Source organism: Martelella radicis (assembly GCF_014196625.1).
Classification (GTDB): Bacteria; Pseudomonadota; Alphaproteobacteria; order Rhizobiales; family Rhizobiaceae; genus Martelella; species Martelella radicis.
Genome location: NZ_JACIDZ010000016.1, coordinates 88134 through 110436, shown reverse-complemented (window position 1 = coordinate 110436; position 22303 = coordinate 88134). Strand labels below are relative to the sequence as shown.

The window sequence follows — 22303 nt, the reverse complement described above, 5'->3', positions numbered from 1 at the left end:
GAAAAATCCTAACCCTTGCAAACGCAATGCTAAGAGATCAGACCATGTACAAACCAGCCTGAACAGGTACAAAACAATACAGTTGCCAGGGCGGCTTGGCAACGCGTCGTTTGCGCGATCGCGTCACTGGATCATTTTCATTCGGATATCGGCGATCGTCAGGAGTAATCGCCACGTTTTCCCGCATGGCCCTGGACCCCGGCTCAAGGCCGGGGTGACGAGGGTTTGTCCTGGGGCGAGGAGCATCACGTCTGTCGCCTCGGACTTAATGAACCCGATGCCGCTTACGCGCGCTCTTCCAGAAGCGCCTCGCCCTTCTTCTCGCGCACGAGATTGATGAAGCGGCGGAAGAGGTAGTGGCTGTCCTGCGGGCCCGGAGAGGCTTCCGGGTGATGCTGGACGGAGAAGACCGGCTTGCCGGCAAGCGAGATGCCGCAATTGGAGCCGTCGAACAGCGAGACATGGGTTTCGGTGACGCCGTCCGGCAGCGAGGCCGAATCAACCGCGAAGCCGTGGTTCATCGAAACGATCTCGACCTTGTTCGTGGTGTAGTCCTTCACCGGATGGTTCGCGCCGTGGTGGCCCTGATGCATCTTCACGGTCTTGGCCCCAAGCGCCAGCGCCAGCATCTGGTGGCCGAGGCAGATGCCGAAGACCGGCAGGCCGCTGTCAATCAGGCTACGGATGACCGGCACGGCATATTCGCCGGTCGCCGCTGGGTCGCCGGGACCGTTGGAGAGAAACACGCCGTCGGGCGTGAGCGCCAGAATGTCCTCGGCCGAGGTCTTCGCCGGCACGACGGTGACCTTGCAGGAAAGGCCGGCAAACAGGCGCAGGATGTTGCGCTTCACGCCGTAATCAATGCAGACGATGTGGTATTTCGCATCCGCCTCGCCGAGCGTGCCATAACCCTCGTTCCAGACCCAGGGCGTCTCGTCCCATCGGGAGGACTGGCCGGAGGTGGCGACGACGGCGAGGTCAAGGCCCTCGAGCCCGCCCCAGGCCTTGGCTTCCGCCTTCAGCGCATCGAGGTCGAAATTGCCGTCGGGATCATGGGCGATCACCGCGTTCGGCGCGCCGTGCTCGCGAATCCACGCCGTCAGCGCACGGGTATCGATGCCCGAGAGGCCGATAATGCCGCGCGCCTTCAGCCAGGCGTCGAGATGGCCGGCCGAACGGTAGCTCGACGGCTGGGTGATGTCGGCCTTGAAGATCGTGCCCACCGCGCCGCGGCGGGCCGCCGGCGTCAGGTCCTCGATATCCTCGCCATTGGCGCCGATATTGCCGATATGGGGGAAGGTGAAGGTCACGATCTGCCCGAGATAGGACGGATCGGTGAGGATTTCCTGGTAGCCGGTCAGCGCCGTGTTGAAGCAGACTTCCGCCTGCACACGGCCCGTTGCGCCGATACCCTTGCCGAAAATCGCCGTGCCGTCGGCCAGAACCAGAACGGCCGTCGGCTTTTCAGTCATCCATGCGGAGGAGGTCGTCATCTTAATCCTTGTCGTGTTCCTCGCCGGCCTCATGGCCGATTGAACGAGGCCTGCCCTGCGCTTATATATGACCCGCACGAACGGGTTCACTCTTCGGTCCGGCGAGACGCCGGTGGTCAGAGAGACGGGCAGACCTTTTTTTGATGCGGTCGCGGGAAAATAGTCAAACGCTGCTTGCGGGTCAATTGCTCTCGGTGCAGACTTGTGGCATCTGCTCAAATTATATGACGAGCCCGTTTTTTAATTTGATCGCAGTCCTCGTTTTCGGTAAACGCCGCCGCTTGTCGACATGTGTCGGCGAAGGTTCTCAAAAAAACTGGCGTTGCCAGGAGTAGGTTGATGTTGCGCGACAAACTCGCACTTGCACTCAAAGATAGCTCGAAAGCCGACGATCCGGTTCGTTTTTGCACGCTGCGGCTGGTTCATGCCGCCATCAAGGACCGTGACCTTGCCCATCGCGCCAGCGGGAGGGATCCCGTCAGCGACGATGATATCGGGCAGATACTGCTGAAAATGTTGAAGCAGCGCAAGGAATCATCCCGTCTCTACGAAGAGAAGGGCCGTCATGACCTTGCCGCCCAGGAACGCGAGGAAATGGCCGTGATCCGCGAATTCCTGCCGGCGCAATTGCCCGAGGAAAAGATTCGCGAGGTCTGCGCCTCCGTCGTTGAAGAAACCGGCGCCCAGGGCCTGCGCGATATGGGCAAGTGCATCGAGACGCTGAAGGACCGTTATTCCGGCCAGATGGATTTCTCCAAGGCGTCCGGCGTCGTCAAGGAAATGCTGAAATAAGAACCGCGCTCCAGGGCTGTGGATAACTCCGTGGATATGGAGGATAACCCGCGTTGATGGTGCCGCGGCATGTGCGCCGCGCCATAAGCTGTTCATCCGCAGGCAGTCAGCCCTGCCCGCGCAAACGAGGGCCAGATGCGCTTTCCGCCATCATTTCTGGATGAAATTCGCGATCGAGTGCCGATTTCGAGCGTCATTGGCCAGCGTGTCTCCTGGGACCGCAAGAAGACCAATGCGGGGCGCGGCGACTACTGGGCCTGCTGTCCCTTCCACGGGGAGAAGACGCCGAGCTTCCACTGCGAGGACCGCAAGGGTCGTTACCACTGCTTCGGTTGCGGGGTCTCCGGCGATCATTTCCGCTTTCTGACCGATCTCGACAGCATGAGCTTTCCCGAAGCCGTGCAGCGCATCGCCGATATGGCGGGCGTGCCAATGCCGGCGATGGACCCTCAGGCCGAAAAGCGCGAGGAGAAGCGCCGCACGCTGATCGATGTGATGGAGCTTGCGGCCGCCTTCTTCCAGGATCGGCTGCAGGCGAGCGATGGCGCGAAGGCAAGGGCCTATCTGCGCGAACGCGGGCTCTCCGCGCGCACGATCGATACGTTCCGGCTCGGCTATGCGCCGGAAAGCCGCAATGCGCTGAAGGAATTCCTGGCCGCCAAGGGCGTTGAAAGGCAGGAGATCGAGGCCTGCGGCCTCGTCGTCCACGGGCCGGACATCGCCGTTTCCTATGACCGTTTCCGAGACCGGATCATGTTTCCGATCCTGTCCTCGCGTGAAAAGGTGATCGCCTTCGGTGGCCGTGCCATGCGGCCCGATGCGCTGGCGAAATACCTGAATTCCAACGAGACCGAACTGTTCCACAAGGGCAATGTGCTGTTCAACTTCGCCCGGGCGCGGCGTGCGCTTTCTGGCGCGGACGGCGCCGGCACGGTGATCGCCGTCGAAGGCTATATGGACGTGATCGCCCTGCATCAGGCCGGCATCGAGAACGCAGTGGCGCCGCTTGGCACGGCGCTGACGGAAAACCAGCTTCAGCTTCTCTGGCGCATGACCAGCGAACCGGTGCTCTGCTTTGACGGCGATAGCGCCGGCCAGCGCGCCGCCGATCGCGCCGCGGGTGTCGCCCTGCCGCTGCTGAAGCCCGGCCATTCGCTGAAGTTCGCCTATCTGCCGGAGGGCAAGGACCCGGATGATCTGGTGCGCGAGGGCGGCAGGCAGGCGTTCGAGCAGATCATGCGTCAGGCGCGTCCGCTTGCCGACACCGTGTTCGAGCGCGAGGCGGGCCAGGACGACAACGCCACGCCCGAACGGCGCGCGGCGATCGAGGCGCGGATCAACACGCTTGTGCAGACCATCGGCGACGAGAATGTGCGCCGCCACTATCAGCAGGATTTTCGCAACCGGCTCTATCAGCGTTTTCGCGGCGGCCCGCGCGGCGGCGGTTTTCCGCCGAAAGGCGCCCGGGGCAGGGGCTTGGAGGCACAACGGACGGGCGGTTTCTCGCCTTCCGAAAGGCTTTCGCGCTCGCCGCTTGCAAGTTTCCGTTTGGCCGGCGCCACGCTGACTTTCCGGGAATGCCAGCTTGTGTTTTGCCTTCTGACCCACCCGGAACTGGCGCGCGAGGATTTCGACAGCATCGCAGCGCTGTCCTTCGACGCGGCCGAGATGCGGGCCTTCTGGCCGGCCTTTCTCGCCGAGGCCTCCAGGCCTGATGCCGGTCGCGAACGGCTTCGCCAGCGGCTTGAGGATGCGGGCTTCGGTGCGCTGATCAATCAGCTCAAGAACCATGTTAGCCGAAATGTAAGCTGGATCGCCGGGCCGGACGCGGCGCTTGAGGATGTGCGTGAGGTCTATCGCCAGGCGCTGTCGCTGCATAACCGCGCCCGCTCGCTAGCCCGCCAGAAGGCAGAGATCGAGCGCGAGATCGGCGAGGCTACGGAGGAAGGCAATCTGGAGCTTCTGGAGGAACTGATGCCGGCATTGATCACCGTGCAGAACGAAATCAGCCGGATCGACAACCAGGAAGCGGAAATCGAGGGTTTCGGGCTGATGTCGGGGCGCGGCGGGCGCTCCGGCGCGACGGGGTAGCAAGCGGCGGTGGTGTTGCTTTTCGCGATTCTAAACCGGAAGGAGCGGTGGTACTTGTATTTCCCCCACTTCGTTCTAAATGTAGTCTCGCGGGCCGTCAGGAAGGCTGCATCGGTCCGGACATCGCAAGAAGCGTCACGCGGGTGGCTTTTGGAGCGCATTTACGATATGAAATCGCGCGATACCCGTTTTGACGCTTGACGGATGGCGAAAATCTGGGAATCACCAGTTTGAATGGCACAACGCAGCGCAATTTCATGATCTGGACAGTGTTCACCCGGGGTGACAGGCTCCGCGACGGTGAATTCTGTCCTGTTCATGGTTGAAGTTTTGAAAGCCGGCTCGTTCGGGCCCTCTCAAAGGGTCCTTAATCATTTGCCGGTAATGCCGCTGTGGAATAACGGCATTAAGCGTCAGGGAAACAAAATCTATGGCAACAAAAGTCAAGGAAAACGAAGAAGCCGAAACCGAACGCGAAGGCGGAACCGACGGCCCTCTTCTGGACCTTTCCGATGATGCCGTCAAGAAGATGATCAAGGCCGCCAAGAAGCGCGGCTATGTGACCATGGACGAGCTGAATTCCGTCCTGCCGTCCTCCGAAGTGACCTCCGAGCAGATCGAGGACACGATGGCGATGCTGTCCGACATGGGCATCAACGTGATTGAGGATGAGGACGAGGTCGACAACGATAACGACAGCGAAAGCGACAACAGTTCGGATGACGACAGCAATTCCGAAAGCGACAGCACGGAAGTCGCGACGACGACCGGAACGGCCGTAGCGCAGACCAAAAAGAAGGAACCGACCGACCGGACAGATGATCCGGTGCGCATGTATCTGCGCGAAATGGGTTCGGTCGAGCTTCTGTCGCGCGAAGGCGAGATCGCGATCGCCAAGCGGATCGAATCCGGCCGCGAAACGATGATTGCCGGCCTTTGCGAAAGCCCGCTGACCTTCCAGGCGCTGATCATTTGGCGCGACGAGCTGAACGAGGGTACGACGCTTCTTCGCGAGATCATCGATCTGGAAACCACCTATTCCGGTCCCGAGGCCAAGGCTGCGCCGCAGTTCCAGAGCCCGGAAAAGATCGAGGCCGACCGCAAGAAGGCCGAGGAAAAGGAACAGGCCCGCAAGAAACGCTCCGACGACGTTACCGATGTCGGCGGCGAAGGCGTGCAGCCGGAAGAAGACGAGGACGAAGAGGACGAATCCAACCTGTCCCTGGCCGCCATGGAAGCGGAACTGCGTCCACAGGTCATGGAAACGCTCGACCTGATCGCCGAGACCTATACCAAGCTCAGGAAGCTGCAGGACCAGCAGGTGGAAGCGCGTCTTGCCGCTTCCGGCACGCTGACCAATGCTCAGGAGCGCCGCTACAAGGAGCTGAAGGAAGGGCTGATCACGGCGGTGAAGTCGCTGTCGCTCAACCAGAACCGCATCGACCTCCTGGTCGAACAGCTCTACGACATCAACAAGCGTCTCGTCGAAAACGAGGGCAAGCTGTTGCGCAAGGCGACCCAGCGCGGCGTTTCGCGCGATGACTTCCTGCAGCATTATCACGGCGCCGAGCTTGATCCGAACTGGATGAAGTCGATCGGCAATCTTTCCGGCAAGGGCTGGAAGGAATTCGCCAGCCAGGATGGCGCCGACATCAAGGCGCTCCGGAGCGAGATACAGAGCCTTGCGACCGAAACCGGCATCTCGATCGCCGAGTTCCGCCGCATCGTTCACATGGTCAAGAAGGGTGAGCGCGAGGCGCGCATCGCCAAGAAGGAGATGGTGGAAGCCAACCTCCGTCTGGTGATCTCGATCGCGAAGAAATACACCAATCGCGGCTTGCAGTTCCTCGACCTCATCCAGGAAGGCAATATCGGCCTGATGAAGGCGGTGGACAAGTTCGAGTACCGCCGCGGCTACAAGTTCTCGACCTATGCCACATGGTGGATCCGGCAGGCGATCACCCGCTCGATCGCCGACCAGGCCCGCACGATCCGTATTCCGGTGCACATGATCGAGACGATCAACAAGATCGTCCGCACCTCGCGCCAGATGCTGCACGAGATCGGCCGGGAACCGACGCCGGAGGAGCTTTCCGAAAAGCTCTCCATGCCGCTCGAAAAGGTCCGCAAGGTGCTGAAGATCGCCAAGGAGCCGATCTCGCTCGAAACGCCCGTGGGCGACGAGGAAGATTCGCATCTCGGCGATTTTATCGAGGACAAGAACGCGCTTCTGCCGATCGACGCGGCCATTCAGGCGAACCTGCGCGAGACCACGACCCGCGTTCTGGCATCGCTGACGCCGCGCGAGGAACGCGTGCTGCGCATGCGCTTCGGCATCGGCATGAACACCGACCACACGCTCGAAGAGGTTGGCCAGCAGTTCTCGGTCACCCGCGAACGTATCCGCCAGATCGAGGCCAAGGCGCTGAGGAAGCTGAAACACCCGAGCCGCAGCCGCAAGCTCAGGAGCTTCCTGGATAGCTGATCGGCGGATGTCGGTTTGAGAATGATGAGAACCCGGTCGAAAGGCCGGGTTTTTGTCTACTGACCAAGAAAACCCCGCTCTCTTTCGTCACCCTCGGGCTTGTCCCGAGGGTCCAAGCACGTATCGAAACGACAAACGTATCGGGCAAAATATCATTTTAAACGAACTATTACGGGCCGCCAACGCCGTCCGTGCGGAGTAGTGGATAGATCCCTGGGACAAGCCCGAGGATGACGTTCGAAGGGGACGGGTTTGTCGACAGGGTAAACGCGACCGAAAGGCCGGGTTTTTCGCGCTTAACCGTTCGGCGTTGGTGCGAAAATGGTCGCTCCACTACGGCGCGGAGCAAATCGATGGATGGACGGCGCCAGAATTCTCGACTTGATGATTCTGATCGGCAAGCTCGCGCTTGTCCGTCTCGCCTTGGCCGGCGTTCTCTTGAAGGGGGCGAGGAGGAGAGGCAAAGACCGGAGCGAGCGGCACTCGCGCGTCCGGCAAGCGCCGAAAGGCATTCCCCGCATGGGGCCATGGCCAGCGGAGAAAACGACGGCTCCCTCGTGCGTGCGGAGAGCCCAAAAGCCCAGGCGCCGCTTCTCGAAGCGCCTGTGCATGTCTTGCAGGCCGAAGGCAGGACCTTCGGCGCAGCTTCCGGCGCAAGGGCCGGAGAAACTTATTCCGTAACCTGCAGGTTGACCGCTTTCGGGCCCTTGCCGCGACGGTCCGGCTCGGTGTCGTAGCTGACTTTCTGGTTTTCCGTCAGTCCGGTCAGGCCGGAAGACTGCACGGCGGAGATATGGACAAAGATATCCGCGCCGCCATTGTCCGGCTTGATGAAGCCGTAGCCTTTATCGGTATTGAAAAATTTCACGGTGCCAGTTTCGGCCATACTTCAAGGTCCTTTTCTCACCGCCCCGCTTGCACGAAAATGGGCGGATATTCCAATGCTCGTTTTGCCCTTATGGACAGCGCAGGCGTTTCTCGAATTTTGAGGAAAGGTACCTTTATTACCGCGGCTTCGGACGGCCTGAACACGACTACAGGCCAAATCCTTCAAAGGCCGCCCGGAAAGTTAGCGTTTCCGGCGCGCATGAGATTATATGGTCTTCCCGTGCTCGCAAAATGCCCGAACGCGATCAGAATGCGGTGTTTACACGAATTTGGCAAGCGAAACTTTGACGTTTGATGCACAGGGCGAGCGAAACCAGGGCCGCCGCCTGTATTTGTTACGACAATTCAGAGCGGTGGCAAGAACATCGATCGCGGATATACTGGTGCGGACTTTGTGCCGGGCAGACGGTCTGTGCCGGCCGGCGGCAGGCCATCCGTTGCTGCAGTCGAGGCTCTAGCTTTTTGGCCTGAAGCTGGTGTAGGTGAGTGGTGACGGCGAAGCCCCGATGACAAGAGCGCGCCGGCGGTGCGCGAAGCGATTTTTGAGATTTCCGGGAGATGCCCATGCGTCGAAAACTGTCGTTACCGTTTGCCGCCTTCGTCCTCACGCTCGGCTGTCTTCCTGCCGGCGCATTCGAGTATCGCCAGATCGATGACTGGGCCGTCAGTTGTGACAACGCCTATGTCTGCACGATCTCGCTCAATCCGCCTGCGCCGCCCGAGGGCAATGCCGATCTGGCCGCGATCCAGTGGCACAGGAGTGCCGATCCCTCCGCGCCGCTCTCCCTCAGCCTGCCCTTTCCGCCCGGCTTCTTCCAGAAAGGGGACGCAAAGGGCGAATTCAATATCAGCATCGACGGTTCCGCCGCCTATGCCGTCTCGATCGCTGACCTCGTCAAGGACGAAGCCGTCGGCACTTTCGGCGTCAGCGATCCGGCGGCTCTGTCAGCATTGTTTGAGAAGATGATGGCCGGAACGAGCGCGACGATTGCCTATAGCGGCGGGCTTGGCGATTTTTCCTCGACCATCACGCTTGCCGGGCTTTCCGACGGCGCCCGATTCGTCGATGACCTGCAGGGCCGCAAGGGGCGCACCGATGCGCTGGAGGAAAAGGGAGACGGCGCTCCGCCCGAAAGCGTCAGCGTCTGGTCGATCGACACTTACAAGCAACTGCCGCCGTCGATACTCAGGAACCTGAGCGACGAGAACAGCGTCTGCTACACGGACGAGGCTCATCTCGATCAGGCCGATGCCTTCGGTTTCAATGCCGGCGCCAGCACCATCATGCTTTTGCCCTGCGGCCCGTCCGGGGCCTATAACCAGCCCTACCAGCTTTATGTCGGCAAGGACCAGGAATTCCACCGGGCCGAATTCCCCAATGTCAGCGAGGCCGGCATCACCGTTCTCGACACGGTCTACAACGTGAATTTCGATCTCGACAACCGCAAGCTCTCATCGGTCTATCTGGGGCGCGGGCTTGGCGATTGCGGGCTGGCGCATTACTGGAGCCTCGATGAACAGGCGACCGGCAATCCGCTCGTTCTCACCCATGAGCGCGCCAAGAGCGCCTGCGACGGCAAGGATGTCGGCGCCGCCAACTGGCCGGTCACCTGGCAGTCGACGCTCGGCCGTCACGCCGAAAAGGCCGAAGAAGCCTCCGAGACGAAATAGAGCGCTTTCGCAATTCGGGGAGAAGCGGCAGCCCTCTGGCATCGCGGTTCAGGGTCGGTAGACCCTGAGCAATTGTCCGTTCGCCTCGTCGGTCGTCAGCAGCACGGCGCCGTCGGGCGCGATCTTCACGTCGCGCAGCCGGCCGAACCGATCTTCAAACAGGCGGTTTTCCGCCGTCGGCACGCCGTTGTCGTCAAGCGCGACATGGGAAAGCAGCCGGTCCTTCAGCGCGGTGACGAGAAAGTCGCCGTCCCATTCGGGAAACATGTCGCCGCGATAGACGGCAATGGCGCCGGGCGCGATCGAGGGGTCCCAGTAATAGAGCGGCTGTTCCAAGCCCTCGGCATGGGTGCCCTTGCCAATCTTTGCCCCGGAATAATGCACGCCGTAGGAGATTTCCGGCCAGCCGTAATTGGCGCCGGCCTCGGGAATGTTGATCTCGTCGCCGCCGCGCGCGCCATGCTCGACGGTATAGAGAATGCCGGTTGCCGGGTCGATGGTGATCCCCTGCGGATTGCGGTGGCCGATGGACCAGATCTCGGCCAGAGCGTCGCCATCGCCGGCAAAGGGGTTGCCGTCCGGCACGCTGCCGTCGGGCCGGATGCGCAGGATCGAGCCGGCATGGTCGCCGGCGTTCTGGGCGCGGTCGCTCTCGCCCCGGTCGCCGATGCCGAAATAGAGGTATCCGTCGTTGTCTATGGCGATGCGCGAGCCGAAATGGCGGTTGGTGCCGGTAAAACGGTTCATGGCGAAGATCTGCTCGACGGCGCTCAGTTCCGCAGCCGCGCGATCGAGGGTTGCGCGGAAGACCGCGGTACCCTGGCCGCCGTCGCCGGCGATCGAAGCAGTGAAGTAGATCACTTGATTGTCGGAAAAATCCGGGTCGAGCGCCAGATCAAGAAGGCCGCCCTGACCGGCAGCATGGATATCCGGAAGGCCGGAGACTTGGCGAATGGTGCCGTCCGGGTCGATGATATTCAGCCGTCCAGGGCGTTCGCTCACAAGGTAGCCGCCATCTTCAAAAGGCTCGACCGACCATGGGTTGGCAAGTCCCGAAGCGATTTCCTCAACTTCATGCGGGGGTGTTTCGGCGCGGACGGAAGCGGTCGACAGTATCAGCCCGGCAAGCGCTGCTGTCATCACGGACTTGGATAGGGAAAAAATCACGGGTGGCCTCCTGCGGCAGATCTGCGTTTAAAGGTCTCTGCCAGAAGAGCTAGAACCCGACAGGCCGCCAGCAAGGAAGGGCGGAGACACAAGATCGTGAGGCGTGATGAAAGAATGGGGCCCGTGCGGGATGCAAGGCGCCGGGGTGTGCGCGGATTTTCGGGCCGATGCGCTAGGGCGCGACATCTGTCACGACATGCGCTTCCATCAGTTCAGGCAAGTCAGGATACCACATGTCTGAAGGGCGGCTGTCGAACATCATGTCGAGGAACCAGGCAGCAACCCCTGCCTGAAGGAAGATCGTGCGGTCCCTGTCCTGTTCGCGCAAGGGGTCCGCATTCAGGACGGCATAGTCGGCGTCAATCCGGTATTGGTGGAACCCAAGCCTGCCTCCGGACGACAGTTGTCGTTTGATTCCGCCGATGAAGACAGTCGTGCAGGCCGAGCTGCACTCCGAGACGACCAATGTGTTCAGACCATTCTGCCTGATCGTATTCGACAAGCCTCTCGCCTGGTAGATATTGCCGCCGGTGCTGGCCAGGATAATCTGTTTCACATCCGGATAGGCATCGAGTTGGTGTTTGAGATGGTTGGTGATCCCAAGCTCCAGCGAACCGGTCAAGGTCAGTGACTGCCCATCCGGCGTCGGCTCGATGCTGTATTTTTCCGCGCGTTCAGCCTCAGCCTCAACGGCATATTGACGTCTCAAGTTATCGGGAGCCGGGCGCGTCATGTGCCAGGCATCAAAGGCGTAGGTCATGACCCAGAAGACGGCCAGGACCAAAGCCATCTGAGTTCCCCAGACCGGGGCCATGTATCCGGTGGTGCGACCATAGAGCTCAGCGGCGCGAATGACGCCAACGGCCTGCCAGACAAAGAGGACGCCATGAAAGAGCAATACCAAAAGCAGGACAAATAGCTGCGTGTCATGGAAATTCTGCCCCTTGCCCGGGCGGAGCCAGTCCTGCAGCAGCAACACCAGAACGCGAATAAGGACAAGGTTGATCCAGAACGACCATGCAAGCCCCTGTTCGCCGCGCCAATGCGCGGTCAGGTATCGCCTGACTTTGTGGATCAGCATGCCTCCCCCTGCCGTATCCCATTTTCTTCAGCCGGAACGGTATACTGCCTTGGTTTTTAGCGCTTATCTCGAAGGGGGGCAAATCACGGTCGCCAAAAGGCCGCACACATTACGCCTTTGGCAGAAATATCGGGTCACGAGGTCGGGAGACCAATTGCGACAAGACGACGACCAGATTTGGAAAAAAATAACATTTAAGTTATTGATTTTATTTTATATTGTTGCTGTCCGAGGTGCGGGGATGATTGGTATGAAAGCGCGTCGGCCGGGGCAGGCCGCCACTCTGGAACGAAGCGATGAACGATCGCGACTGGGCGAGGAGAGATCAGTGGCGCGCCCGACAGGATTCGAACCTGTGACCTTTGGAATCGGAATCCAACACTCTATCCAGCTGAGCTACGGGCGCTTTCGCAAGGCCGCGTCGATAGCCTCGCATTGTCGCGTTGTTTAGCGCAGCTTGCCGCGCGCATCAATCTCAAAAAACATAAATGCCTCGCGAAACGACGAACGTCCCGAAATGAGGCTTTCCGGACGCGGCGCGGCAACGGAGGAGTCTATAGACTAAAGTCTAAGTCAACTTAAGCTGACTTAACTGGGTGGCCAGAAAAAAGACATATTTGCCATAATGTTAACAAGCGCTCCACGTGAATTATAGCAGAATTGGTATATCTGCTTCGGCGTTCTCAATTTGACACCCCACGCCCCTTGAACGAGTTTCGAAACGCGATCTGCACCCTGCTCAAGGCTTCGTCTCGGCCCGTCGGGAGGGCGGAATACACCGGATCATGCGTCCGGTGCGGGGGCAGACGAAACGCATGTTTCGTGAATTGGGAGAGAGATATGAAACTCGTAGTATCTGCATTCGCCGTCGCGGCAATGGCAGTGACATCCTTCGCCGTGCCGGCCTTTGCGCAGGATAAGGGCACGATCGGCATCGCGATGCCGACGAAATCGTCCGCCCGCTGGATTTCCGACGGCGAATCCATGGTCCAACAGTTCGAGGAGGCCGGTTACAGCACCGACCTTCAATATGCCGAGGACAATATTCCCAACCAGCTGTCGCAGATCGAAAACATGATCACCAAGGGCGTCGATGCCCTGGTCATCGCCTCGATCGACGGCACGACGCTGTCCAACGCACTGGCCAATGCGGCCGCGGCCGGCATTCCGGTCGTTGCCTATGACCGCCTGATCCGCGAAAGCGGAGACGTCGATTATTACGCGACCTTCGACAATTTCCAGGTTGGCGTCCAGCAGGGCTCCAGCCTCGTCAAGGGTCTCGAAGAGCGCTTCCCTGAAGAAGATGTCTGGAATGTCGAACTCTTCGGCGGTTCGCCCGACGACAACAACGCCTATTACTTCTATGACGGCGCCATGTCGGTGCTGCAGCCGCTGATCGATGACGGCAAGATCGATATCGTTTCCGGCCAGATGGGCATGAATCAGGTGGGCACCCTGCGTTGGGACGGCGCGGTTGCTCAGGCCCGCATGGATAACCTGCTTTCGGCCAACTATACCGATGAGACAATCCATGGCGTGCTTTCGCCCTATGATGGTCTTTCCATTGGCATCCTGTCGTCGCTGAAGGGCGTCGGCTACGGTTCCGGCGATCAGAAAATGCCGATCGTGACCGGTCAGGACGCCGAGCTGCCCTCGATCAAGTCGATCAATATGGGCGAGCAGTACTCCACCGTGTTCAAGGATACCCGCGAGCTTGCCCGCGTCACCGTCGGCATGGTCCAGGCGCTGCTCGAAGGCGGAGAACCGGAAATCAACGATACCGAAACCTATGACAACGGCGTCAAGGTCGTGCCGTCATACCTTCTGGCGCCGGTCGCGGTTGATGGTTCGAACTGGAAGGAAATCCTGGTCGACCAGAGCGGCTACTACACGCTGGAACAGATCCAGGAATAAGTCCTGACAACAAGAAGAGGCGGAGCGCTTGCTCCGCCTTTTTCCGGTCGGAAACCGCCGTCTCCAGTTGTTTTCCGGTCAAGGCATTTGTTCGCAAGTGCAGTATTGCCGGGTTGTGTTATTAAGTACGGTCTAATCGCAAAAATGACGACAAATGTACAGTTATGACGTTTGTCAGAAAGAAGAAATTTGCGCCGCACAAATAAGTTTAAATCGAATAAATTGATTTGACTAACGTGCCTCACATTGTATCGTCACCTCGTCCGCAATGGTCGAAATTCGGCGATTGCCGGGGGCCTTGCGGAAGGAGCCGGAAGGGCGCTCATCAGCGTTTCAACCGGTGGGCACCACATTCAAGTTGAGGTCCTGGCCGGGTGCCTGAGGCCTCCAATTGGGAGAGAGACATGAAAAGCGTTATCTCTATGCTTGCCGCCGCAAGCGTGGCCGTCGCGGCGCTCGCCGTACCGGCGATCGCGGCAGACAAGGGCTATGTCGGCATTGCCATGCCGACCAAGGGTCTGGACCGCTGGAACAAGGACGGCGCGTCCATGGTTCAGCAGTTCGAGGAAGCCGGTTACAAGACCGACCTGCAATATGCCGAAAACGAAATCCCCGCTCAGCTTTCACAGGTCGAGAATATGATCACCAAGGGCGTCGACGTCCTCGTGATTGCCGCGATCGACGGTGGTTCGCTGACGGCTCCGCTCGCCAATGCTGCTGCCGCCGGCATTCCGGTGATCGCCTATGACCGCCTGATCCTCAACACGCCGAATGTCGACTATTACGCAACCTTCGACAACTTCAAGGTCGGCGTGATCCAGGGCAACAGCCTGGTTGAAGGCCTGAAGGCCCGCTTCCCCGACGTTCACCCCTGGAATGTGGAGCTGTTCGGCGGTTCGCCGGACGACAACAACGCCTACTTCTTCTACAACGGCGCCATGTCCGTCATCCAGCCGCTGATCGATTCCGGGGATATCGTCATCCCGTCGGGCCAGATGGGCATGGACAAGATCGGCACGCTGAACTGGTCGAACGCCGCCGCCCAGGCCCGCATGGACAACCTGCTGTCGGCCTATTACACGCAGCAGCCGCTACACGGCGTCTATGCTTCCAATGACGACCTCGCCATGGGCGCGATTTCGTCGCTGAAGAGCCTCGGTTACGGTTCCGGCGATCTCAAGATGCCGATCATCACCGGCCAGGACTCGAACCTTCCGAACGTGAAGGCGATCATCGAAGGCCTGCAGTATTCCTCGATCTTCAAGGATACCCGCAAGCTGGCCGAAGTCACCGTCGGCATGGTCGAGGCGATCTCCGAAGGCAAAGCGCCGGAAATCAACGACACGTCGACCTACAACAATGGTGACAAGGTCGTGCCTTCCTATCTGCTGGAACCCGTCGCCGTGACCCAGGAAAACTGGAAACAGATCCTGGTCGATGACAGCGGCTACTACACCATGCAGCAGATCGAAAAATAACCCCGAGAGTTCGCGTGGGGCCTGTCGCCGACCGTGTTGGTCGGCGGCGGCGCCGGACGCCAGCCGGGTGAGGGTGTCATGACAACATTGCTCGAAATGAAAAAAATCACAAAGACCTTTCCGGGCGTGAAAGCGTTGAGTGATGTCGATCTCGCTGTAGAAGAAGGTGAAATTCACGCGCTTGTGGGCGAAAACGGCGCCGGAAAGTCGACGCTGATGAAGGTCCTTTCAGGCGTCTACCCCCATGGCAGCTATGAGGGCGAGATCCATTATGCCGGCGAACTGGCGACGTTCGGTGGCATTTCCGACAGCGAGAAGAAGGGCATTATCATTATCCATCAGGAACTTGCCCTGGTTCCGCAATTGTCGATCGCCGAAAATATCTTTCTCGGAAACGAAGTCGCCAAGACCGGTGTGATCAGTTGGCCGGATACCTATCAGCGCACCGAAAAACTGCTGAAGAAAGTCGGGCTGAAGGATCCGCCCGCAACCCTCGTCGAAAAGATCGGCGTCGGCAAGCAGCAGCTTGTCGAGATCGCCAAGGCTCTGTCGAAGGACGTGCGGCTCCTGATCCTCGACGAGCCGACCGCCGCCCTTTCGGAAAGCGACAGCGCAAAGCTTCTGAGCCTGCTTCTGGAACTGAAGCAGCAGGGCATCACCTCGATCCTGATCTCGCACAAGCTGAACGAGGTCGAACAGGTCGCCGACAGCATCACCGTCATCCGCGACGGCTCCTCCGTTGCCGATATCGATTGCCGCAAGGAAGAGGTCAGCGAGGCGAAGATCATCCAGGCCATGGTCGGCCGGGCGATGGAAAACCGCTATCCCGACCGCGAGCGCAATATCGGCGAAGAGCTGATGTCGGTGAAGGACTGGACCGTCTGGCATCCCGAACATGCCGATCGCAAGGTGATCAAGAACGTCAAGTTCAACGTCCGAGCCGGCGAGATCGTCGGTATCGCGGGCCTGATGGGCTCAGGCCGCACCGAACTCGCGATGAGCGTTTTCGGCCATAGCTATGGCCGCAACATCTCTGGCGAGGTCTGGCTGGGCGGTCAGAAGGTTGATGTCTCGACCGTTCCGAAGGCCATTTTCGCGGGGCTTGCCTATGTCACTGAAGACCGCAAGGCACTCGGGCTCGTGCTTGACGAGCCGATCACCAAGAACGTCACGCTCGCAAACCTTCCGGGCGTTTCCAAATACGGCGTTCTGAACACGGCCGAGGAGACCAAGACGTCGGAATATTATCGCAAGGCGATGAATATCCGCACGCCGACGGTCGCCCAGCGCGTGGTCAATCTTTCCGGCGGCAACCAGCAGAAGGTCGTTCTGTCGAAATGGCTGTTCACCCAGCCGGACGTGCTCATCCTCGATGAGCCGACGCGCGGTATCGATGTCGGCGCGAAATTCGAGATCTACTCTCTGATGAACCAGCTTGCAGCCGAAGGCCGCGGCGTGGTGATGATCTCGTCGGAAATGCCGGAACTGCTCGGCATGTGCGACCGCATCTACGTCATGAACGAGGGGGCATTGGTGGGAGAACTGGACGCCGCAGAGGCGAGCCAGGAACGCATCATGTCCTTCATTGTCAGAAAATAGAAAGAGATGACGATGAATACTCCTGAGGAAAATGCAGGCCAGAGCAAACCCTCGATTCGCTCCTACCTGACGCTTCGCATGCGCGACTACGGCATTTTGCTTGCCCTGATTGTCATCATCGCGTTTTTCCAGATCGTGACCGACGGCGTTCTGATGCGCCCGGTCAACATCACCAACCTGTTCCTGCAGAACTCCTATGTCATCATCATGGCGCTTGGCATGCTGATGATCATCGTGGCGGGGCATATCGACCTGTCGGTCGGCTCCATTGTCGGCTTCATCGGCGCGCTTGCCGCCGTTCTGATCGTGCAATGGAACGTGCCGGTCATCGTCACGATCTTCGTCTGCATCTTCGCCGGCATGCTGATCGGCGCATGGCAGGGTTACTGGGTCGCCTACTGGAAGATCCCTTCCTTCATCGTGACGCTGGCGGGCATGCTGATCTTCCGCGGCCTGTCGCTCTGGCTTTTGAACGGCCAGTCCGTCGGTCCGTTCCCGAGTTCGTTCCAGCTTCTGTCCACGGGCTTCGTGCCGGATATCTTCGGTGTCGGCCGGCCCAATATGACGGCACTTGCAGCCGGCATTATCGCTGCCGCCGCGATCGTCTATCTCGCCTGGCGGGCTCGCTCGCGCAATGTTGCCTATGGCATCGAAGATGAACCCTATTCCTTCTTCCTCGGGCGCAACATCATCGTGGCAGCGGTTCTGGTGTTCGTCTCGTGGAAGCTCGCCTCGTTCCGCGGCCTGCCAAACGTTCTGGTCTCCATGGCGGTCCTGACGGTGATCTACACCTTCATCACCGAAAGCACGACCTTCGGTCGCCGCGTCTATGCAATCGGCGGCAATGAGAAGGCGGCAGCCCTTTCCGGCATCAACACGAGACGTTTGAACTTCATCGTCTTCGTCAATATGGGCATGCTCGCAGCCCTTGCCGGTCTCGTCTTCGCTGCCCGCCTCAACATCGCAACCCCGAAGGCCGGTAACGGCTTCGAGCTCGATGTCATCGCGGCCGTCTTCATCGGCGGTGCGTCGATGTCCGGCGGCGTCGGCAAGATCGTCGGCGCGGTTGTCGGCGCCTTCATCATGGGCATCATGAACAACGGCATGTCGATCATGGGCATCGGTATCGATTACCAGCAGGTGATCAAGGGCCTTGTCCTGCTCGCCGCCGTCGTCTTCGACGTCTACAACAAGAACAAGGCCTGACGGCGAAAGCCACGGTCTGACAATCCAAAGGGGCAGGGCGGTTTCCGCTCTGCCCCTTGGCATTTTGGTGGTAATCCTCGCCTCCATTTCCGTCATGCCGGCCCTGAGCCGGCATCCGGAGCCAAGTATCAAAGGCTGTCAATTTCAAGCCGCCGGCGTAATCGGCGTCTTGTCGCCCTGGACCCCGGATCAAGTCCGGGGTGACGGATTACGGCTGGGCTAGCCTTTTGCCGTCCGCACCCCACTTCAGCCCGGCCGCCGGCACGACGCGCGTACGATCAGGCGGGGCGGCAGGCGGAGAAGGCGCGGCGGGGTTTCACGCCCGGCGGCGCCACCGGCTTCCAGCCGCCCGATCAACATCTCGGCGGCGGCTTCGGCGATTGCGGAAATGTCCTGGTCGAGCGATGTGATTTCCGGGTCAAAGCCCGCCGAGAAATGCAGTCCGTCGAATGAAATCAGCGATACGTCATCCGGCGCCTTCAGTCCCATCGACTTCAGGCCCTGCAGCACGCCGCGCGTCTGAACCGTGTCGATCGTGACGATTGCCGTCGGGGGCTCCCGGCGCGACATCAGGTCCTGCGTGGCGCGCAGGGCCTGATCCTCGCGCGGGTGATCCCGACAGATGAGATTTTCGGGAATGGGGTGCCCGGCCTCGGCAAGCGTCGCACGGATCCCCTCCAGCCGTTCGTCGGAAACCGAATTTCCGGTGCGTCCGGCAATCACGGCAATGTCGCGGTGGCCGAGCTTCAGCAGGTGGCGGGCGATCAGTCGGGCGCCGAGCGCATTGTCGTCCGCGACGCAGTCAAACGGCGCGCCGCCGATGACGCGGTCGATGATCACGGTCGGGCATTTGATTGCCGCAGCAAGGGTCTCGGCGTAGCGCGCGCCAAGGCCGGCCGGCAACAACGCCAGGCCCGCTGCCTGGTGGTCGTTCATGCGGGCGATGTCGGTTAACTCGCGCGCCGGGTCTCCGCCGTTCGAGGCAAGGAACATCGCATAGCCCTTGTCGGAGAGTGTCATCTGCATGCTGCGGGCGAAGCCTGCCGCATAAGGCGCGGCGATATCGGGCACCAGCAGGCCGATCTGGCGGGAGCGGCCGAGCCGCAGGTTCCGCGCCACCGGATTTGGCACATAGCCGACGGCCGCGATGGCGGCATTGACGCGGGCGCGCAAATGCGCGCTGACCGGCGCGCTGTCATTGATCGTGGCCGAAACTGTCGTCACCGATACGCCAGCGGCCTTCGCTACATCCTTGATCGTCGCCATCGTTCTGCCTGCTCCGTTGCTGCTCTCGTAGAACAGTCGCGCGGGCATGACCAGTGGTCCAATGGCGTTCATCTGCCTTTGGCATCGCTGTTGCTGAAGCTTTGATGGGTTTGGCCGGCCGGCGATGGTACGTTCAGCGCGACTGGAAGAAAGCATCCCCGGCACAGATTCCCTGTGCCGGGGCGGGTCGCACCCTGTCCCAGACCGCCGTCTTATGATGATACAGCTTATCTGGAGACTTTTAAAACGTTCTAATCTTCCGTTTGGTTCCTGATCCCGGCAAAAAAAAACGGCGCGGTTTACGCGTGCCGTTTGCGCCGGGCAATTTCATCATCGGCAAAAATAGGCTAAGGCGGGTCGCAAACACGCGCCCCCCGGAGGTAAGAAAGACAATGGCCAGTCTCACGCTGCGCAACATCGTCAAGAAATATGGCCAGCGCCAGGTCATCCACGGTCTTGATCTCGACATCGCAGATGGCGAATTCGTCGTTCTTGTCGGCCCCTCCGGTTGCGGCAAGTCGACGCTGTTGCGGATGATCTCGGGGCTTGAGGAGATCACCGGGGGCGAGGTGATGGTCAACGGCCAGGTTGCCAACAAGATGCAGCCGCGACAGCGCAACATCGCCATGGTGTTTCAGGATTTCGCCCTCTATCCGCATATGAGCGTGCGCAAGAACATGGCTTTCGCCCTGCGCATGGCCGGCATCTCCCGCGCCGAACGCGATGCGGCGGTCGAACGAGCGGCTGAGATGCTGGGGCTGACCGAGGAACTGGAGCGCTATCCGAGCGAGCTTTCGGGCGGGCAGAAACAGCGCGTCGCCATGGGCCGGGCGCTGGTGCGCAATCCGGAGGCCTTTCTCTTCGACGAGCCGCTGTCGAACCTCGACGCCAAGCTGCGCGCCCAGATGCGCGCCGAGATCAAGGCGCTGCATCGCCGGCTCGAGACGACGATGATCTATGTCACCCATGACCAGATGGAAGCGATGACCATGGGCGAGCGCATCGTTCTGATGCGCGCCGGCGTGATCGAGCAGGTCGGCACGCCGCTCGAGCTTTACGACCGGCCGCAGAATGTCTTCGTCGCCGGATTCATCGGCGCGCCGGGCATGAACCTCATCGAGGGTAAGGTCGAGGACGACAACGGCGCATTGGCGCTGCGCAGCAGGGGCGGGGCGCTCTGGCCCCTGCCGGCGGTTGATGGCGTTGAAGTCGGCGCTGCGGTCACCATCGGCGTGCGCCCGGAAAACGTTTCCTTTGCCGACGAGGGAACCGAGGCGGTGATCGAGTTCACCGAGACCACGGGCTCCGAAACCCATGCGACGATGACGGCCGGCGGCGACCAGGTTCTGCTGCTCACCCCGGAACGCGTGCCGCATGAGCGAAATCAGCAGGTAAAAATTGCCTTCGACGCCGCACGCATGCATGTTTTCGACACGGAAAGCGGCGCTCGGCTCAATTGAGGGAGGAGATGGCAGGCCACGATCTCGATCCGCTGTTCGACCGGCTGTCGCGTTCGCAATTTCGAAGCCGGTTTGCGCTTTCGGACAAGGACAGGGCCTATGCCGCCTCCAGGGGCAGGGCTGAGGTCAACGCCCATGCCGAGGATTTCATCCGCGCGCGCCTTGCCCCTGCAGAGCCCGCCAATGACGGGAAGCAGACGCCGATGCGCGGCCACCCGGCCTTCGTCGCCCAGCATGCGACCGCCACCTGCTGCCGGGGCTGCCTGATGAAATGGCACGGCATCGAAAAGGGCCGGCCGCTAGACGAGCGCGAGATTGCCTATGTCGTCGCGGTGCTCGACCGCTGGATTGTCAGCCAGATGTCCTCCGGGCAGCGGTGATTGGTCGTTTCAGGCGGAAAGCTTCAGGCCCTTCAGCTTGTCAGGCTTCTCGCCGCCATAGGCCCAGTCGATGAGTTCCACCGTGTGCAGGATCGGAACGGCGGTGCCCGACGCGATCTGGGTGATGCAGCCGATATTGCCGGTGGCGATGATGTCGGGCTTGGTCGCCTCGATATTCTTCACCTTGCGGGCTTTCAGCTTTGCCGAAATCTCCGGCTGCATGATGTTGTAGGTGCCGGCCGATCCGCAGCACAGATGCCCTTCGCCCGGTTCCTTCACGGCAAAGCCGGCCGCCTCCAGAAGCAGTTTCGGTCCGGCCTTGATCTGCTGGCCGTGCTGCATGGAGCAGGCGGAGTGATAGGCGACGGTGATGCCCTGGCGTTTCTGCTCGGGAAGCTCGAGCGTCGTCAGATATTCGGTGATGTCCTTCGCAAGCGCTGAAACCCTGGCGGCCTTTTCCGCATAGGACGGATCATGCCGCAGCATGTGGCCGTAATCCTTGATCGTCGTGCCGCAGCCGGAAGCGGTGATGATGACGGCGTCGAGCCCGCCGTTCTCGATCTCCCGCGTCCAGACGTCGACATTCCTGCGGGCCTCAGAGAGCGCCTGTTCCTCGCGGCCCATATGGTGGACCAGCGAGCCGCAACAGCCTTCGCCCCTCGGCACCACCACCTCGACCCCGAGCCGCGTCAGAAGGCGCACGGTCGCCTCGTTGATCGCAGGGTCGAGCACCGATTGGGCGCAGCCCGTCAGAAGCGCCACGCGGCCGCGTTTGTCGGCAGTGGGCGTATGGGTCGCGGGTTTCGAGACGGGGGAAGCCGCGGGCAGGCGCGAAGGCGCGAGTTTCAGCATCGCCTCGAAGGGTTTGAGTGCGGCAACCGAGCCGAAGAGCCCGGCAAAGGGCCGCCCGAGCCGCGCCAGCGAAAGGGCCGCGCGAAAACGGGCCGGATAGGGCAGCACCGCCGCCAGAACCGCGCGGGTGAAGCGGTTCATGAAGGGGCGCTGGTAGGTCTTTTCGATGTGGACACGGGCATGGTCGACCAGATGCATGTAGTCGACGCCCGACGGACAGGTGGTCACGCAGGACAGGCAGGAGAGACAGCGGTCGATATGGGTGACCACCTCCTCATCCGCCGGACGCCCGTTTTCCAGCATGTCCTTGATAAGGTAGATACGCCCGCGCGGACTGTCGAGCTCGTTGCCGAGCGTGACATAGGTGGGGCAGGTCGCCGTGCAGAAACCGCAATGCACGCACTTGCGGAGGATGGATTCGGCTTCGGCGACCTTGGGGTCGGCAAGCTGCTCTAGAGAAAAACGGGTCTGCATGGGATG

Annotated in this window: 16 protein-coding genes and 1 tRNA gene; 10 read left to right on the top strand and 7 right to left on the bottom strand. The window is 60.6% G+C overall.

Annotation, left to right across the window (positions count from 1 at the left end; all coding sequences use genetic code 11):
- Positions 1-284 precede the first annotated feature (284 nt).
- Positions 285-1493 carry a glutamine-hydrolyzing carbamoyl-phosphate synthase small subunit gene (carA, locus tag GGR30_RS19975; RefSeq protein ID WP_183490306.1) on the bottom strand — a complete coding sequence of 403 codons (1209 nt, stop codon included), beginning with the start codon at positions 1491-1493 and terminating at the stop codon, positions 285-287.
- 339 nt (positions 1494-1832) lie between these two features.
- Between carA and GGR30_RS19970 the strand changes: the two genes are divergently transcribed.
- From GGR30_RS19970 to rpoD, 3 genes are all read left to right on the top strand, one after another.
- A complete protein-coding gene (locus GGR30_RS19970; RefSeq protein ID WP_183490291.1) occupies positions 1833-2285 on the top strand; it encodes a GatB/YqeY domain-containing protein in 453 nt (150 codons plus the stop codon).
- A 135-nt stretch (positions 2286-2420) separates the two neighbouring features.
- The gene (dnaG, locus tag GGR30_RS19965) at positions 2421-4376 is read left to right on the top strand and encodes a DNA primase (RefSeq protein ID WP_183490288.1); all 1956 of its coding nucleotides are present in this window, start codon (positions 2421-2423) and stop codon (positions 4374-4376) included.
- A gap of 430 nt (positions 4377-4806) precedes the next feature.
- A complete protein-coding gene (rpoD, locus tag GGR30_RS19960) occupies positions 4807-6861 on the top strand; it encodes an RNA polymerase sigma factor RpoD (protein ID WP_183490285.1) in 2055 nt (684 codons plus the stop codon).
- 670 nt (positions 6862-7531) lie between these two features.
- Here rpoD and GGR30_RS19955 read toward each other — a convergent pair.
- Entirely contained in the window at positions 7532-7747 is a 216-nt protein-coding gene (locus GGR30_RS19955; protein WP_024708202.1) for a cold-shock protein, read from the bottom strand.
- A gap of 566 nt (positions 7748-8313) precedes the next feature.
- On the opposite strand from GGR30_RS19955, the gene GGR30_RS19950 reads away from it, so the two are divergent.
- Entirely contained in the window at positions 8314-9420 is a 1107-nt protein-coding gene (locus GGR30_RS19950; RefSeq protein ID WP_183490283.1) for a DUF1176 domain-containing protein, read from the top strand.
- A gap of 48 nt (positions 9421-9468) precedes the next feature.
- Here GGR30_RS19950 and GGR30_RS19945 read toward each other — a convergent pair whose 3' ends face one another.
- The 3 genes from GGR30_RS19945 to GGR30_RS19935 form a co-directional block, all read right to left on the bottom strand.
- Positions 9469-10587 carry a PQQ-dependent sugar dehydrogenase gene (locus tag GGR30_RS19945; RefSeq protein WP_343066525.1) on the bottom strand — a complete coding sequence of 373 codons (1119 nt, stop codon included), beginning with the start codon at positions 10585-10587 and terminating at the stop codon, positions 9469-9471.
- A 172-nt stretch (positions 10588-10759) separates the two neighbouring features.
- Positions 10760-11668 carry a COG3904 family protein gene (locus GGR30_RS19940; protein ID WP_183490280.1) on the bottom strand — a complete coding sequence of 303 codons (909 nt, stop codon included), beginning with the start codon at positions 11666-11668 and terminating at the stop codon, positions 10760-10762.
- A gap of 329 nt (positions 11669-11997) precedes the next feature.
- Positions 11998-12074, bottom strand: a tRNA-Arg gene (locus tag GGR30_RS19935).
- A gap of 434 nt (positions 12075-12508) precedes the next feature.
- On the opposite strand from GGR30_RS19935, the gene chvE (GGR30_RS19930) reads away from it, so the two are divergent.
- From chvE (GGR30_RS19930) to mmsB, 4 genes are all read left to right on the top strand, one after another.
- Entirely contained in the window at positions 12509-13582 is a 1074-nt protein-coding gene (chvE, locus tag GGR30_RS19930) for a multiple monosaccharide ABC transporter substrate-binding protein (RefSeq protein WP_183490277.1), read from the top strand.
- 404 nt (positions 13583-13986) lie between these two features.
- Entirely contained in the window at positions 13987-15060 is a 1074-nt protein-coding gene (gene chvE, locus GGR30_RS19925) for a multiple monosaccharide ABC transporter substrate-binding protein (protein ID WP_183490274.1), read from the top strand.
- A 78-nt stretch (positions 15061-15138) separates the two neighbouring features.
- Entirely contained in the window at positions 15139-16659 is a 1521-nt protein-coding gene (gene mmsA / locus GGR30_RS19920) for a multiple monosaccharide ABC transporter ATP-binding protein (RefSeq protein ID WP_183490271.1), read from the top strand.
- A gap of 12 nt (positions 16660-16671) precedes the next feature.
- Positions 16672-17865, top strand: coding sequence for a multiple monosaccharide ABC transporter permease (gene mmsB / locus GGR30_RS19915; RefSeq protein ID WP_183490327.1), 1194 nt, complete (start codon positions 16672-16674; stop codon positions 17863-17865).
- Positions 17866-18111: 246 nt separating this feature from the next.
- Here mmsB and GGR30_RS19910 read toward each other — a convergent pair whose 3' ends face one another.
- Positions 18112-19131, bottom strand: a complete 1020-nt coding sequence (locus GGR30_RS19910) for a LacI family DNA-binding transcriptional regulator (RefSeq protein WP_183490268.1) — start codon at positions 19129-19131, stop codon at positions 18112-18114.
- Positions 19132-19523: 392 nt separating this feature from the next.
- On the opposite strand from GGR30_RS19910, the gene GGR30_RS19905 reads away from it, so the two are divergent.
- Both GGR30_RS19905 and GGR30_RS19900 read left to right on the top strand, forming a co-directional pair.
- Positions 19524-20591 carry an ABC transporter ATP-binding protein gene (locus GGR30_RS19905; protein ID WP_183490265.1) on the top strand — a complete coding sequence of 356 codons (1068 nt, stop codon included), beginning with the start codon at positions 19524-19526 and terminating at the stop codon, positions 20589-20591.
- Positions 20592-20599: 8 nt separating this feature from the next.
- Positions 20600-20971: a DUF4186 domain-containing protein gene (locus GGR30_RS19900; protein ID WP_183490262.1), complete on the top strand. Its 372-nt coding sequence runs from the start codon at positions 20600-20602 to the stop codon at positions 20969-20971.
- Positions 20972-20980: 9 nt separating this feature from the next.
- On the opposite strand, the gene glcF is transcribed toward GGR30_RS19900, so the two are convergent.
- Entirely contained in the window at positions 20981-22297 is a 1317-nt protein-coding gene (glcF, locus tag GGR30_RS19895) for a glycolate oxidase subunit GlcF (protein ID WP_183490259.1), read from the bottom strand.
- Positions 22298-22303 lie beyond the last annotated feature (6 nt).